Raw genomic sequence first — 14,740 nt, 5'->3', positions numbered from 1 at the left:
TCTGGCCGCGTTCGCACCAGGGACGGAGCCGCTCACGGGTTCTCGACATCGCCGCTAGAACTTTTTGAACTTTCGTGGCCGGGCCTGAATCAGGGACGGGGCGTGGGGGCGGTGGCGAAGATCGCGGCGGCGGTGGCGCAGGCGGTCAGCAGGAGGAAGAGGTTCGGGTAGCCGCCGAGGGCGGTGGCGAGCGCGGCGCCCGCCCAGGGCGCCAGGGCGGTGGCGATGGTGACGGGGGCGGCGAGGATGCCGGACAGGGAGCCGTAGGCGGCGGTGCCCCACCGGTCGGTGACAGCGGTGGCCTGCAGGAGGGTGGTGATGCCGCGCGGGGCGCCGGCGAGGACGGCGATCACGGTGAGGAGCGCGACGGGTCCGGGCAGGACGGCCAGGCCCGCGGTGGTGACCGCGCCGAGGGACAGGATCCAGACCGTCCGGGCCCGGACGGTGGTGCGGCGGGCGAGGGTGCCGTAGCCGAGCCGTCCGGCGACCTGGCCGACCCCGCCCAGGCCGAGCGCCCACGCGGCGGTGGTGGAGTCGGCGCCGCGCGAGGTCAGCAGCGGGATGAGATTGGTCATGACCGCGTACATCCCGAAGGCGGAGAGGGTGAACGCCAGCGCGAGGAGGACGAACGGGCGGCTCCGCACGACCGCCTTCACGCGGTGCGGGTCGGTGCCGTCCGGCGCGTGTCCGGTGTGGGCGGGCGGCCAGGGGCGGCGCAGCGCGATGCCGTGCAACGGGATGGTGACGACCGCCAGGACCGCCGCCAGGACGAGGTAGACGCCGCGCCAGCCCAGCACGTTCGCCAGCGCGTCGGTGAGGGGCGCGAAGACGGTGCTGGCCAGCCCGGCGACAAGGGTGAGGGTGGTCAGCGCCGGGACGTGGCGGGGCGCGTAGTAGCGGGTGAGGGCGGCGAAGGCGGGCTGGTAGAGGACGGCGGTCATCGCGGCGCCCGCCAGCAGCCAGCCCGCGGCGAAGCAGGCGAGGTTGGGCGCCATGGCGATCAGGACGAGGGCGACGGCGGCGGCGGCCGAGCCGGTGGTCATGAGGACGCGGGGGCCGTGCCGGTCCAGCAGGCGTCCGGCGGGGATGCCGCCGAGCGCGGCCACGACCAGAGCGGCGGAGAACGCGGCGGTCGCGGTGGCGATCGACCAGCCGGTGTCGGCGGCAATGGTCGGCGCCAGCACCGGGAAGGCGTAGTAGAGGACGCCCCAGCTGGTGATCTCGGTGACGCACAGGGCGATCAGCGGAGCCGGTGACACGCGCGCCGCTCCGACCCCCGCTGCGGGAGGCGCCGCGGGGATCGGGGCGGGCAGGTCGCGGCTCATCGCGTCATATGTCGGCGGGCGCGGTGCCGGTGTCGGCGGAGCGGCCGTGCAGGCTTCCCGTGGCGAAGCCGACTCCGGCCGGCGCGCCGAACCCGATGGACACCGGCTCGGGGGCCGCCGCCGTTCCGCCGCCGCCTCCGCAGCAGCCGCCGCCCGCCTCGTCCTCGCTAGCGAGGTCGGTGGAGCAGACGCCGGTCTCGGGCAGGTCGAGCCGGACGGTGTCGGCGGCCTCGCGGTCCCCGGCCAGCGCGGCGACGATGGAGCGGACCTGCTCGTATCCGGTCGCCATCAGGAAGGTGGGGGCACGGCCGTAGCTCTTGGCCCCGGCGAGGTAGAACCCGGTCTCGGGGTGGGCGAGGTCGCGTTCGCCGTGCGGCGGGACGGTCCCGCAGGAGTGGAAGTCGGGGTCGATCAGCGGGGCCAGCTTCGCCGGGGCCTCGGTGCCGGGGTCGAGATCGAGCCGGACCTCGCGGAGCATCGCCAGGTCGGGCCGGAACCCGGTGGCCGCCACGACCGTGTCGACCGTGAGCGTCCTGCCGCCGTCCGGAGTCGTGCCGTGTACCTGCACGCTGGTGCCTTCGGTGCTGAACCGGTCGATGGTGAAGCCGCGGACCAGCTCGATGGAGCCCGCCTCGACGGCCTGCTTCAGCCGCGAGCCGAGCGCGCCGCGCGCGGGCAGGCCGTCGGCGTCGCCACCGCCGTAGAGGCGCGCGACGGAGGCGCCGCGCACGGCCCAGGTGATGCGGGTGGCGGGGTCCTCGGCGGCGAGTTCGGCGAGGGCGAGCAGGGTGTTGGCGGCGGAGTGCCCCATGCCGACGACGAGCGCGTGCCCGCCCGCGAAGCGCTCGCGGTCACGGCCGAGAACGTCCGGCAGGGGGCCGGCCAGGTAGGGAGCGGCCTCGTCCTCGCCGGGGGCGGGCAGGCCGGAGTGGCCGAGCGGGTTGGTGTTGCCCCAGGTCCCGGAGGCGTCGATGACGGCGCGGGCCCGCAGGTCGGTGATCGCCCCGTCTTCGTCCTGGACGCGGACGAGCAGCGGGCGGTCGTCGCGGCCGATGGTGCGGGTGGTGTCCAGGCCGTCGCGGGTCACGGCCAGGACGCGGGCGGACGTGCGGACGCGTCCGGCCAGTTCGGGCGTCCGGGCCAGCGGGACCAGGTAGTCGCGGACGAGTTCGGCGCCGGTGGGGAGCACGTCGGCGGGCGGCGCCGTCCAGCCGGTGGGCTCCAGCAGGCGGCGGGCGGCGGCGTCGGTGTCGTACCGCCAGGGCGAGAACAGCCGGACATGCCCCCAGGCGGAGATCGCCGCGCCGACGGTGCCGCCGGCCTCCAGGACGAGGAAGTCGAGCCCGCGCTCGGCGAGGTGCGCGGCGGCCGCCAGCCCGACCGGCCCGGCCCCGATGACGACGACGGGGAGCGGCTCTCTGGTCTCGGACACAGTGGTTCCTCCAGACTCCAGTCTGCTGCTTCGATGAACGTCGAAGCAAGACCCAGGTTGCTCCTTCGCTTCGATAGATGTCAAATTAGATGTATGTCCAAGTTCTTGCGCATTGAGGACGACGTCACGGGCCAGGTGTGCTGCGCCCCGCTGAGCGGGCCTCTGCTGGGCGAGGCGGAGGCGTCCGAGCTGGCGAAGGTGTTCAAGGCGCTGGCCGATCCGGTGCGCCTCCGGCTGCTGAACATGATCGCCTCGGCGGAGGGCGGCGAGGCGTGCGTGTGCGACCTGAACGTGGCGTTCGACCTGAGCGCGCCGACCATCTCCCACCACCTGAAGGTGCTGCGCCAGGCGGGACTGATCGAGGGCGAGCGCCGCGGGACGTGGGTGTACTACAAGGTCGTCCCGGACGCGATCGCCCGCTTGTCCGGCCTGTTCGCCATCCCGGTCTTCACTCGGGCCTGACCGGTCGGCTCCCGGCGGCGTGGGTGACGCGGATCTTGGATTGGCCGTGCGGGAGCTGCTCCCAGTCGTCCATGAAGCGGGCGGTGAAGCCGTGGCGTTCGGCGAGCCTGGTCAGCGTCTCGGTGCGGTAGTAGAAGTCCTCGCGGAGGACGTGGTGCTCGGTCCCTTCGGTGCGGTCGAAGGTGAAGTCGAAGAAGCCGTCGGGCGCGAGGACGCGTCCGACGTGGGCGAGGCATTCGTCGATGACATGGATCGGCGAGTGGCTGAACACGCTGTGCGCGTGTACCACGGTGAAGTGCCGTGACGGCAGGAAATCCAGCTTCAGGTCATTGACGAGCGTCAGGTGCGGCAGCTTGTCCCGCAGATCTTGCCGGACGAGGGTGTGCTGCGCGGCGAGCAGGATGTCGGGCGAGATATCGATGCCGTAGTAGTTGCCGGCGTCCAGGTAGTCGATGAACCGCCACCCGGCGCGCAGGTTGCCGCAGCCGATCTCCAGGATCCGGTCGCCGGGCTTGAGCCCGTGCTTGAGCAGGTAGTCGAACTGCATCTGGCCGAGCTTCAGCCAGCGCTCGCGGGTGGGGCTGCCGACGGCGGCCTCCGGGCTCTTGGCGGCGTCCGCCCGCATCACGGCCCGGTAGTAGGCCACGTGGCTCCGGTGGGCGGCGCGGAGTTTCAGGTCGCGGGCCAGCCTGGAGAGGTACGCCTGAACCTTGTCCGGGTTCTGGGCGGCGTAGCGGAGCTTGTACGGCAGGCTCGCGCGGTTCCTCTGCACGCGTGGCGGCGGTTTCGTCATCTGGCTTGTCCCCCGTGGGCGTTCCGGCAGGTCCGGTGGGTGCCCTACCCCGGCGGCCGGGCACCCTACCCACGGCGACGGACCCACTACAACTGGGCGCCTACGGCTGGACGGCTACGGCTGGACGGATTGGCTGTTGCGGAAGACGTTCAGCGGATCCCAGCAACGCTTCACCTTCTGGAGGACGGCGTAGGCGTCCTTGTAGTAGAGGGTCGGCGACCACTGGCCCGACGTGTTCCACGTCCCGTTGTCGAGGTCGACGTCGGGATAATTGATGTAGCAGCCGTCGGTCAGCGCGTCGTTCGGAGTGGAGGTACCCACCTTGGGGACGCCGCCGGTCGCGCCGAACGTCGCGTGATAGGTCTTGCGGATCCAGTCCAGATACGTGGACTCGTGCGAGTCGCCCCTCGTCCAGTAGACCTGGTACTGCATCTTCATGATGGAATCGCGCTGCCGGGCCGCCGTGTCGAAGGGCGGCCTGTTGATGGCGCCGCCGTAGGAATCGATCTGGATGAGGGACTGCTTGTTGTTGTAGTCGCGGTAGGGCCCGTCCTTGCTGAGGTGGGCCCACATCGCCTCTATCTGCCTCCGGTCGAACGGCTTGCGCATGTAGGCGGACTTGTACTTTCCGCACTGGTCCTCGCCGCTGCTGTCCATGACCTGGGTGGCCGTCAGCCAGGGCATGTCCCTCGGGATCTTCAGGTGCCCGAGAGTGGGACGCTCCCCCATCGGGGCGTGCATCGACTTCGCCTCGGCGCGTATCCCGCTGTCCATCCGTTCGAGGAATTCGCTCATGGCGCCGCGCCCGCCGGGGTCGTCGACGTCCACCTGCGCCGTGAGCCCGATCTGGCCGTTGCTGTGGTGGTTGAGAGCGAGCAGCGCGAACAGTTTCCCCTCCGGCGTGGACGGGTCCTGGTGGTCGCGGAAGTACGCCCCGAAGGTGTTGAGCAGGTAGACGAAGTCGTCCTTGGAGAAGTCGGCCCAGTCCCACGCGATGCCCGCCAGGCGCACCGTGCTGGGCGGCTGCGGTGGGTTCCTGAACCAGAACTTGGTGATGAGCCCGAAGTTGCCGCCACCGCCCCCGGTGTGCGCCCACCACAGCTCCCTGCGGTCGGCGTTCCAGTCGTCGCGCCGCGCCACGACGAGTTCGACGGTGTAGTCCTTTCTCACCACCGCCACCTCGACCGCGTAGAGGTAGTCGACGGTGAGCCCGAACTGCCGCGACAGCAGGCCGTATCCGCCGCCGGTGATGTGCCCGCCGAGGCCCACCGAATAGCAGGAGCCGCCCGGCAGGGCCCGCCCGCTGATCGGGTAGAGGTGGCTGTAGGCGTGCCAGTTGCTGGCGCCGGCCTCCACGCAGTAGGCGTCCATGTCCGGGTCGTAGTACACCCCGCACATCTGGGTGACGTCGAATATCACCCGCACGTCGTCGCCGCAGACGAAGTTCTCGTAGCAGTGCCCGCCGGAACGGACGGTGATGCGGGTGCGCTCGGGGTGCTTCGGCTTCTGCCGAACCGCCTCCTCCAGCGCGTCCCGGGCCTCTTCGGACGACCGCAGCATGCGGACGTATTCGGGCTGGGCGATCCACCGCTGGTTGAATCCGCGGCTGAGCGAGGGGTACCGCTTGTCGTTCGGCTGGATGATCGTGGAGGGCTGAGGGTCGTTGCTGGTCATCGAGACACCACCTTCCGGGGGACGTCGCCGCATCAACACATGACTACCCTCAGCTTCCCGATGCTTACTCTCCGGAAACGGATAGTAAGAGTCATGTGGCGGTGGACTGATCGTCCAGGCGGCGCCGCACACCGGGATGACAAGAACTCGATCTTCGCTAGACTGCCCAATTCGTCTCAGCACGCCCACGATGGCGGAGGTCTTGATGAGTCCCGGGGATGGCGCGGATCGCAAAGCCACACCGGAGCGGATGACGCAGCACGGCAAGGATCTGCACCGGAACGTCAACGAGTATCTCCAATTGGCGTGGAACAACCTCCAGGGTGCGCGCGGTATCTCCCAGTCGAACTTCACCGCCACCTCCTATGTCCTGTCGATGGCCTATGTCGCCGCTCTCGATGTCGCCGAAGAGGACCTGGAGACGAAGAAGAAGGTGCTGAACAACTTCCGGGATCTGCTCGCCGCGTCGGCGACCAACTGGGAATCCGCCGAGGTCAAGAGCACGCTGTCGCGTCCCTGATCCCGTAGAAGTCCCCCGAAGTCAGGAGTGTCATGGGTGGCCCCACACCGGGCGGAAGCCCGGTCGCCTTCGCCGGAGCGACCGCGTTGACGGTGACCCAGGTCGCCGCCGCGCTCATTCCCCCCGCCTGGACGACGTCCGTCGTCATGTACCTGAACCAGTGCGACCCGCAGGCGATGCTGGACGCCGGCCTGAAATGGGTCGAGAACTACGACACGCTCGGCAACGCCCAGCAGGCCGCCAACAGCACGAACCTGCCGAAGGACGAATGGCAGGGCCAGGACCGCGACGCCTATGACGCGCGCATCGACGAATACCGGTCCCAGATCACCGGTTCGAAGCAGCTCGCGTTCGCGGTGGGTTCCGCGATGACCATCACGGCGGCGCTGTGCTTCCTCGTCGTCGTCGCGATGGTCGTCATCGCCGCACTGATCGCCCTGTACGCGGTATACGTCGCCGCCGCGCTGGCAGGGCTGTTCACCTATCCCGCCGTGCTCGCCTCGGCGTCCGCGTTCGCCATCGAATGCACGTCCTTCCTGGAGAGCGTTTCCGGGCTGGTCGCGTCGGTCGCCGCGGGCGGCGCCGCCGTCATCACCGGCGCGATGGCGCTGGACATCGGATGGCAGAAGGCGCACGGCAACGACGCCGCACTCGACGACTTCAAGAACGGCCTGCGCGACGCGTCCGACAACATGGTGTGGGGCACGATCTCCCGGCTCGAGCGCACCGCGACCGCCGCGCTCATGAAGGTCGGCGGCGGCACCCCGCTCGGCAGAAACGACCCGGCACTCCGCATGCCGAGCCCGGTGGGCAACCCGGGGCGCAGCGGCGGTTCGCTCGGCACGAGCGGTGTCTGGACGGGCGGCAACATCACCGACCATTTCGCCGGCGCGGCCGGAGACAAGAACAAGCGCGACGAGGGCCTTTTCGAGGACCCTCCGGCCGAATAGTGCCCGGCCCGCGGGGCCGCCGTTTCGTGCGGCGGTTCTTCTTCTCGGCGTGCGTCGCGCTGCTCGCGCTGCCCCTGCTGACCGTGTACACGCACCTGTTCGGCACGGAGGTGTCGCTGCGGGTCGACCGGTGCGAGCGGCAGGTGCGCTACGGCTACGAATGCCACGGCTCGTGGACGGACTCGGACGGCCAACGGCATTCCACCGAGGTCGCCCATGTAGGCCCGAAGGACATCGGCCGGACGGTCAAGGTCAGGCTCGGGCCGTGGCCGCTGAGCGCGCACGCCGGCGGCCTCGGGAGCGAGGGCGTGATGCTCGTGCCGGGGGCGCTGCTGCTGCTCTGCGTCCCCGGCTATCTCGTGCTCAGGCGGCGGCTCAACCGCGAGGTGGGGGCCACGGCGCGGCATTTGCTGAACGCGCCCGATGACTTCCTGGTGCTGGAGGTGGACCGCGATAGTGCCGTTCGTCCCGGTGGGGAGCCGCATCTCAGCGTTCAGTTCGGTGACCCGGAAGTGCCGGTGCCGGTGGGCGCCGATCGGCGGCGATTCGCGTCCGCGCGGCGTCCCGATGGGGAGGTCGCGTTCCTCATCGAGCGGCGCGCCGATCAGGTCCTGATGCTCTCCGCGGATGGAGGCGCCGAAAGTGTCATCCCCCATCTGGCGCTCCAGTCCGGCCGTCCGAGGATCGAACGGCCGGACGGAACGCTGCTGGGCGAGATCACTCTGACCCGCGGCCACACCAGCGACGTGCACTCCATCGTCCGCCCGGACGGCCGGGAGGTCGGCCGGTTCGCGCGGCTGCGCCGCCGGACATGGGCGCTGTGCCTGTCGCCGGAATGCTCACCCGCCCTCGCCTACACGGTCCTCGCCTACCTTTTCACCGAGGGCCGAGCCGACTGAGCGCGCTGTTGTTACTGCCCCATCCTCTTGCGGAGCTGGTCCATGAGCGCGGTGGCGTCGCGGGAGACACCCGAGAAGGCGTCGTTCATGTCGCGGAGCGCATCCTGCATCGCGGCGGGGTCGAGAGGTTGCTTGACCTTCTGCGCGTCCTCACCGTAGACCTCGTCGGCGGCTTCCCGCTTCTGCCTTTCGAGGTCCGCGACGGCCTCTTTGGAGAGCTGCTCCATCAGTTCGGCGAGTTCCTCCGATCCCATGCGCATGGCGCGCGGGTCGATGCGCACGCCGGTCAGCCCTTTCTCCGGAGTGAAACCCAGGCTGACCCGGCCGTCGGGGGATTCGGCGCGGCCGACCATGTCCGCCAGCCGAGCACTGAACTCCGCGGACTTCTCCGCCACGCGCCGCGCCTGTTCCACATGCGCGCCGAGGTCGATACCGAGGGTCCGCTCGATGTCGGGGAACTCGCTCACTCTCATCAATCCTTTGGACGGGCTTTCGGGTAAACCGCCCACCATAGGGGCTCCGTCGCCTGTCCGAGGAATCGAGCATGCTCGCGAATCAGGTTCGCAGTGTGGCCGTGTAGTCGGCGAAACGGTCGTCGACCTCTTCCGGGGTGAGGCCGAAGTCTTCGAGCGAGTAGCGGTGAGCGGGTTTCGCGGCGCCGGTGGTGCTCTCGTTGTGGAGCCGCGTCATCGCGGTTCTTGCCTCGTCGGTGAACGGGAGGCCGAACCGGGTGTAGACGGCCTCGACGGTGCCGATCGGGTCACGGACGAAGTCGTCGTAGTGGACGTCCGCGAACTGGTCGGGATTGTGGCGTGCCCGCACCTCGCGGAATTGGTCGAGGCCCCGGCTCCAGAGGTCGAGCTGGTCGCGGCCAAGGGTGGCGCCGGTGAACACGTCCGACCATCCGGCGGTGGCGTGCGCGGCGAGACTGCACATGGACGCCATGGCGGTGCGCGGCTTCCGGTGCGTCTGAATGATGAGCGCGTCGGGATAGACGTCGAGCAACGCGTCCAGTGCGAAGAGATGGCTGGGGTTCTTCAGCACCCAGCGCTTGCCGATGTCGTTGAGGCCGATGAGCTGAAGGTTGCGCCGGTGCCTGCGGTAGGCGGGCGTCCAGTCCTGTTCGGCGAGCCAGGACGAGTAGGTCGGCAGGTGCGCCAGGCTTTCGAAGGAAATCGAGAGCATGCTCTGACGAAGGAGCTGCCAGCACTCTTCGACCGAGTCCGCGGAGATGTAGTGGACGCCCATGAACTCGGGGTTCTCGATGTGGTGGCGCCGGTATCCGGCGTCGATCGCCTGGAAGACCGCGTTGTCCGCCCAAGTCTCGCGGGGAGGGCGTGGCTGCGGCACTTCGGCGAGCCAGAGGTCAAGGCCCTGGTGGGTCGGGTCGGCGGTGAGAAGCCTATGCAACGCGGTCGTACCGGTGCGCGGCAGGCCGGTGACGAATATGGGCCGCTCGACGGAGACGTTCGCGTGTTCGGGGTGCTGTTTCCACGCCGCCTCGGAGAACTGCCGGGCGGCGAGCGCGCCGCGCAGCATCGCCCGCTGGGCCTTGTTTCCGAGCGGGGTGAGGCCGGCGTCCTTAGTGAGCGACTCCAGGAGAACCTTCAGCCCGTCCAGGTACTCGTCGCCACCGAAGTCGTCCATGCCGGTGACCTTGCTGGCGGACGCGTGGAGGTCGTCGACCGTCCCGACGCTGTCGCGGCCTGCGCTCATCGGTACGCCCTTTCCTAGGGTGCCTAGTGGTGCCACTCGCCGGAATTGACGTCCAGGCATTGCCCGGTGACCGCCCGGGCCAGCGGCGACAGCATGAACACGACGGCGTCGGCGACCTCGTCCGGCTCGGGGAGTTTCCGCAGGTCGGTCGTTGCGGCGTTCTCGTCGTAGATGTCCTGCGCCGTGACGCCGCGCTTCTTGGCGAGGTGGTTGAAGTACCACTGGAGGTTGTCGGCCCAGATATATCCGGGGGCGATGGTGTTGACCCGGACGCCGCGCGGGCCCAACTCGGTGGCCAGGTTCTGCGCCATCGCGAGGAGCGCGGCCTTGGCCATCTTGTAGGCGCCGAACGTCCGCCGGGAATGCCGGAGGACCGCCGAGTTGATCATGACGACCGACCCGCCGTGTTCTTCGAGCGCGGGGACGAAGAGGCGCGTGAGGTGCAGCGCGGCGAGCACGTTGGTCTCGAATCCCGCTCGTACCGCGTCGAGGTCGACCTTGGTCAGGTCTTTCAGAGGTGGTGTCGCGAAGGCGTTGTTGATGAGGCCGTCCACGCGTCCGAAAGCCTCTTGCGCCGTCTCCGCGAGGCGCTCGCACGCCGCCGCGTCGTTGATGTCGGTCGGGACGGCGATGGCGCGCCGCCCGATGTCCTCGACTTCCTTGGCGACCTCGGCGAGGCGCTGTTCATTGCGCGCAGCGAGCACCACATCGGCACCGGCCTTGGCGCACTGGACGGCGAGCCCGCGCCCCAGCCCCGGGCCGACTCCGGAAACGACGACGACTTTGTCCTCGAGCAGACCTGCCATCAGCCGAGCATCCTCTTCGCAACGGCGACCTGACGGGTCGCGATCTTCTCGGCCCATTCCTGCGGGTTGATCCGCTGTTTCTCATAGAACGGCAGGACGTTCGGCAGTTCGTCGAGTTTCACGACCTCGACCTTCGGGCCGTCCTCGGGGGTGAGGTCGCGGCTGATCCGCTGCCACCGGAACTGCAGATAGCCGCGTCGGTGCCCCGTCCGCTCGATCCAGTTGGCGAGCCCGGGATCGCGCTCGCTGACGATGTACCGGATCATTCCGTCCTCGTCGACGCGGGCCTGGCCGGCGGTGAGGCTCGTCTGATGGTTGATGTAGTCGAGCGAGATGTACCACATGCTGCCGAGCTGGAAGCCCTGGTAGGGCGCCACTTCCCGGTCGGCGGCCGGCGCGGTGATGACCATGACCTCGTCGTCGTCCAGGTCGTAATGCCCGACGGACGAGAACTGCGTGGACAGGCCGCCCGGGGTGGGCCGCGGCTCGGTCATCGTGTTGACCGGCAGCTGCAGGTAGTGCCATTCCGGGAAGGCCAGGAAGGTGCGGATCCGGGAGACCAGCATCTTCCCGGCGATCTGGTAGCGGCGTGCCATCCGTTCGGACGGGACGGACAGCGGCGACGTGCCCAGCGTGTCCGCTCGGTGAATGCGGATCTCGCCCGGCCGCTCGTTCTCCCAGTCGCTGAACACTTCCCGGACAATGAGCATCGCGGCGCCGGAAGGAAGCGTGACGTAACCGGGCCCGGGGTCGTCCTTCGGCGGGCCGAACCGTAGCTGGAACGACCCGTCCTCGGCGATGTCGAGTTCGCGGTCGTCGAATGCGGTGAGGCTGTCGGGCGACTGCGTGGGCGAGTAGTCGCCGTTCATGACCTGGAAGCTCAGATCGGCGGTCGTCCCCCGCCGCCCAGTGACCACATACTCGGCGTCGTCCCGAATGTAGGCGTGGAAGTACAGCGTGTCGGGGTTGTCGAGCCCCAGCTTGGTGTACGGCCCGGTCGAGGACGCGAAGAACGGATAGTCCTGCTGGTAGGCGCCGACCATGTGCAGCGAGGCTTTGATGCTGCCGGCGAGGTAGTCGAGCCCCTCGGCCAGGTCTTGGTCGGTCTTGACGTGAGGCGCGCTGCGGATGATCCGCTCCGCCTCCACGACCGCGTCGGCGAACGAACGCGTCGCGGCTTCGAACGAATCGGTAGTGCCTTCAGCTGAGTCGGTGGCCACCGGGCTCTCCTGGGGACGCGGGGCGCGAACGCCGTTGAGAACGCGAGACTGAGGACCAGAACCTAGAACCCGTTCTACGCGCGGGTCAATGCCCGGTCCCGATCAATGGGAGGTGGTGAACTTCAGGCTCGGGGCGTCGTCCAGCGAGACCATGTACTCGTACGTGCGCCGGTGCCCGGTCTTCTCGACCAGCCACCGCCCGTCCTCGCCGCGGCGATAGACGTCATGGTAGAACGCGGCACCGCGGATCAGCAGCTTGTGCTCCGGGATGATGATCGTGTCGTCCAGCGACCAGATGCCGGTCGCCCGGTCCCCGTCGATGTCGATCTCGGGGCAGCCGGCCGTGTGTGCGCTGATCTTCCCGCCGTCCAGGTTCTCCCGCATGTACTGGACGATCGCGTCCCGCCCCTCCAACTTGAGGGTCTTCTTGAGTACCGGGGTGTCGTACTCGGCGACGGCGTCCGCGGTGAACACCTCGGCGAACTCGTCCCACAGCTTCAGGTCGACGCAGCGCAGGTAGCGGTACTTGAGCCGCCGGATCTCTTCCAGAGCAACCAGGTCCATGCGCCCAAGACTGGCCGCTGCGACGCGATTAGACAAGAACAGGTTCTATTTTGGCCGCCTCACAACCCGGCGCCGCCGGTCACGTCGACGACCCGGCCGGTGACCCAACCGGCATCGTCGGACGCCAGGAACGACACGACGCCCGCGATGTCTTCGGGCTTCCCGATCCTGCCGAGCGCGGACAGTGATTCCGCGTACGCCTGGGCCTCCGGGTTGCCCCTCAGCCATCCGGCATTGGTGTCGGTGTCCACGATTCCGGGTGCGACGGAGTTGACGGTGATCCCGCGCGGCCCCAGTTCCTTCGCGAGGTTGAGCGTGAAGGTGTCGAGCGCCCCCTTGGTCGCCCCGTAGGCCATGATTTCGGGGAGGGCGAGCGACGCCGCGCCGCTGGATATGTTGATGACGCGCCCACCGTCCCGCAGCCGCCCAAGGCCCTGCTGGACGATGAAGAACGGCGCTCGGACGTTCACCGCGAAGATCCGGTCGAACTCGTCCTCGGTCAGCGATTCCAAGTCCGAACTACGCCCGATGGCCGCGTTGTTGACGACGATGTCGACGCCCGACCGCCCGGTCACAGCGTCGAAGGCGTCCCACAAATCCCCGGCATCTCCATGCCGCCCCAACTCCGCCTGGATCGCGAAGGCGCGGCCGCCGTCCTTCTCGATTCGCTCGACGACCTCCTCGGCCGCCGCCCGCTCCCGCGCGAAGGCCACCACGACGACGGCCCCGTCCCGTCCGAGCCGCTCGGCGATGCCTCGTCCGATCCCCCGGCTGCCGCCCGTGACCAGCGCGACCTTGCCGTCCAACGTGCCCATGAGATCTCCTTTGTTGAGTGATCGTTCAAGAAGACGGTAGCATGACTTCTTGAGCGAACGCTCTACAATGGGGTCATGGCACGAGGACGTCCCCGAACCTTCGACCGAGACGCGGCACTGACCGCAGCCGTCCATCTGTTCTGGGACCGCGGCTACGAGGCGACGTCCATCGGCGAGTTGACCGAGGCGATGGGCATCAGGCCGGCCAGCCTCTACGCAGCCTTCGGCGACAAGAAGGCCCTGTTCAGAGAGGCAGCCGAGGCGTATGGACGCTCCCGCGACGGCAGTTTCGTCGCGAGCGCCCTAGCCGAGGAGCCCACAGCCCGCCGGGCCTTCACCCGCATCCTGCACGAGGCCGCCGCGATCTACCCGGACCCGTCCCACCCGCCCGGCTGCTTGGTGATCAGCGCCGCCACCAACGTCACACCCCAAGACGCGGAGATAGCCACCTTCCTGCGCGACGTGCGCAACGCCAACCTGGAGAGATTCGAGTCCCGCCTACGAGCAGCCCAGGCCGACGGCGAACTCCCCGCCACCGCCGACCCGAAGGCCCTGGCCCACTACTTCGCCGCGATCATGCAGGGCATGTCCCAACAGGCCCGCGACGGCGCCACCCACAAAGCCCTCACCGACATAGCCGACCAAGCCATGCGCACCTGGCCGCAATAGCTCGCCAAATCGTCAGAGGACGAAGGAACGAGGGTCGGTGTAGTACTTCTCCGAGATCTTCTTCGCGGCGGCCCGCGCCGCCGGATCCGTCCCCGGCGTCGGAACTACTCCCCCGGTCGGGTTGGAGAACCAGCACAGGAAAGCAGCCCGCTCCCGATCAGCGCCCGCACCCGTCCGCGCAGCATAGGAAGCCTGAGCCTTCATCCACGAGGTGTCGATCCTGTGGACGCAGCCAAGCTCAGCGACTCCCCAGGGGATGTCCTTCGAGGACGCGAACTCCACGGCCGGCCCCCACAGTTCCCTGCCGCTACCGGTATTGGCGTAGCCGTCCACGGCGTAGAGATCGACGTAGCCGACACCGGGCCACAGATCCTTGTACCTGGTGCCCTTCTTCGGCCGCTGCCCGGACCAAGCCTCGACGATCTGCATCGTGTACACCCGAGGCTTCCCCACCGATTTGACGACCTCGCAGAAGCGCCGAAACGCCGGGAGATACTCCGCGAGCGTGAACTGCCCCTTGCGGATCTTGCCGTCCGGCTCATGCCAGCAGGTCAGGAACGCGGCATGCGAGTCCGGGATGGACTGAACGAACTCCCGCAGCCTGGTGTCGAGCTTCTTGCCCGAAAGCTGTGCCAGGTCGGGCTTGCACGACCACACCGAGACACGCTTCCCGACGTCGATTCCGGCAACTGACTCGGCCCAACTCGCGGGCAACAACTCCCTGTCATACGACCGCCGAGCCGTGAACGGCCCCGCCGCCGCGTCCAACTCCCCGAAGTCCTTACCTTTCAGAGACACACTGCTCGCTCCGACGAGCATCCCGTCCCGCTTCGCCATCCGGGCCCTCCCGCGCCATGAACGTCACAACCAGGACCCCCGTCAGGCCACCGGACGC

General features: G+C 68.8%; 16 protein-coding genes. 5 read left to right on the top strand and 11 right to left on the bottom strand.

What is annotated here, in order from left to right:
- Window positions 1-89: 89 nt before the first annotated feature.
- Window positions 90-1,259, bottom strand: coding sequence for an MFS transporter (locus ABZ806_RS24565; RefSeq protein ID WP_500219714.1), 1,170 nt, complete (start codon window positions 1,257-1,259; stop codon window positions 90-92).
- Window positions 1,260-1,329: 70 nt separating this feature from the next.
- Complete coding sequence (locus tag ABZ806_RS24560; protein ID WP_500219713.1) at window positions 1,330-2,757, bottom strand: FAD-dependent oxidoreductase; 1,428 nt, start codon at window positions 2,755-2,757, stop codon at window positions 1,330-1,332.
- A gap of 93 nt (window positions 2,758-2,850) precedes the next feature.
- Between ABZ806_RS24560 and ABZ806_RS24555 the strand changes: the two genes are divergently transcribed.
- Window positions 2,851-3,219, top strand: a complete 369-nt coding sequence (locus tag ABZ806_RS24555; protein WP_500219712.1) for a metalloregulator ArsR/SmtB family transcription factor — start codon at window positions 2,851-2,853, stop codon at window positions 3,217-3,219.
- Here the strand turns inward: ABZ806_RS24555 and ABZ806_RS24550 are convergent.
- Together ABZ806_RS24550 and ABZ806_RS24545 are read right to left on the bottom strand one after the other, a co-directional pair.
- Window positions 3,206-4,012 (bottom strand): class I SAM-dependent DNA methyltransferase, encoded by an 807-nt coding sequence (locus tag ABZ806_RS24550; protein ID WP_500219711.1) that lies wholly within the window; start codon window positions 4,010-4,012, stop codon window positions 3,206-3,208. The two genes, ABZ806_RS24555 and ABZ806_RS24550, sit on opposite strands and share 14 nt — an antisense overlap.
- A gap of 114 nt (window positions 4,013-4,126) precedes the next feature.
- Window positions 4,127-5,686, bottom strand: a complete 1,560-nt coding sequence (locus ABZ806_RS24545) for an FAD-binding oxidoreductase (protein WP_500219710.1) — start codon at window positions 5,684-5,686, stop codon at window positions 4,127-4,129.
- Window positions 5,687-5,891: 205 nt separating this feature from the next.
- Here ABZ806_RS24545 and ABZ806_RS24540 point away from each other — a divergent pair, with 205 nt between their 5' ends.
- The 3 genes from ABZ806_RS24540 to ABZ806_RS24530 are packed head-to-tail and all read left to right on the top strand — an operon-like array spanning window position 5,892 to window position 8,055.
- Window positions 5,892-6,206, top strand: a complete 315-nt coding sequence (locus ABZ806_RS24540) for a hypothetical protein (protein WP_163060905.1) — start codon at window positions 5,892-5,894, stop codon at window positions 6,204-6,206.
- Window positions 6,207-6,238: 32 nt separating this feature from the next.
- The gene (locus ABZ806_RS24535) at window positions 6,239-7,156 is read left to right on the top strand and encodes a hypothetical protein (RefSeq protein WP_500219709.1); all 918 of its coding nucleotides are present in this window, start codon (window positions 6,239-6,241) and stop codon (window positions 7,154-7,156) included.
- Window positions 7,157-7,182: 26 nt separating this feature from the next.
- Window positions 7,183-8,055, top strand: coding sequence for a hypothetical protein (locus ABZ806_RS24530; protein WP_500219708.1), 873 nt, complete (start codon window positions 7,183-7,185; stop codon window positions 8,053-8,055).
- Window positions 8,056-8,066: 11 nt separating this feature from the next.
- Here the strand turns inward: ABZ806_RS24530 and ABZ806_RS24525 are convergent, their stop codons facing one another.
- From ABZ806_RS24525 to ABZ806_RS24500, 6 genes are all read right to left on the bottom strand, one after another.
- Window positions 8,067-8,522 carry a YbaB/EbfC family nucleoid-associated protein gene (locus tag ABZ806_RS24525; protein WP_500219707.1) on the bottom strand — a complete coding sequence of 152 codons (456 nt, stop codon included), beginning with the start codon at window positions 8,520-8,522 and terminating at the stop codon, window positions 8,067-8,069.
- Window positions 8,523-8,610: 88 nt separating this feature from the next.
- Window positions 8,611-9,771: a sulfotransferase family protein gene (locus tag ABZ806_RS24520; RefSeq protein WP_500219706.1), complete on the bottom strand. Its 1,161-nt coding sequence runs from the start codon at window positions 9,769-9,771 to the stop codon at window positions 8,611-8,613.
- A gap of 23 nt (window positions 9,772-9,794) precedes the next feature.
- Window positions 9,795-10,577, bottom strand: a complete 783-nt coding sequence (locus ABZ806_RS24515; protein ID WP_500219705.1) for an SDR family oxidoreductase — start codon at window positions 10,575-10,577, stop codon at window positions 9,795-9,797.
- On the bottom strand, window positions 10,577-11,797 hold the full coding sequence (locus tag ABZ806_RS24510) for a hypothetical protein (RefSeq protein ID WP_500219704.1): 1,221 nt from the start codon (window positions 11,795-11,797) through the stop codon (window positions 10,577-10,579). Before ABZ806_RS24510 ends, ABZ806_RS24515 begins: the two co-directional genes overlap by 1 nt.
- Before the next feature lie 102 nt (window positions 11,798-11,899).
- Window positions 11,900-12,361, bottom strand: a complete 462-nt coding sequence (locus ABZ806_RS24505) for a nuclear transport factor 2 family protein (protein ID WP_500219703.1) — start codon at window positions 12,359-12,361, stop codon at window positions 11,900-11,902.
- Window positions 12,362-12,420: 59 nt separating this feature from the next.
- Complete coding sequence (locus ABZ806_RS24500) at window positions 12,421-13,176, bottom strand: glucose 1-dehydrogenase (protein ID WP_500219702.1); 756 nt, start codon at window positions 13,174-13,176, stop codon at window positions 12,421-12,423.
- A 75-nt stretch (window positions 13,177-13,251) separates the two neighbouring features.
- On the opposite strand from ABZ806_RS24500, the gene ABZ806_RS24495 reads away from it, so the two are divergent.
- Window positions 13,252-13,845 carry a TetR/AcrR family transcriptional regulator gene (locus ABZ806_RS24495; protein WP_500219701.1) on the top strand — a complete coding sequence of 198 codons (594 nt, stop codon included), beginning with the start codon at window positions 13,252-13,254 and terminating at the stop codon, window positions 13,843-13,845.
- 12 nt (window positions 13,846-13,857) lie between these two features.
- Here ABZ806_RS24495 and ABZ806_RS24490 read toward each other — a convergent pair whose 3' ends face one another.
- Complete coding sequence (locus ABZ806_RS24490) at window positions 13,858-14,682, bottom strand: glycoside hydrolase family 26 protein (protein ID WP_500219700.1); 825 nt, start codon at window positions 14,680-14,682, stop codon at window positions 13,858-13,860.
- Between the last annotated feature and the right edge of the window lie 58 nt (window positions 14,683-14,740).

Origin of the sequence: Spirillospora sp. NPDC047418 (genome assembly GCF_040643275.1) — a bacterium.
In the GTDB taxonomy this organism is placed as follows: Bacteria; Actinomycetota; Actinomycetes; order Streptosporangiales; family Streptosporangiaceae; genus Spirillospora.
This window is presented reverse-complemented; position numbering and strand designations above follow the sequence as displayed.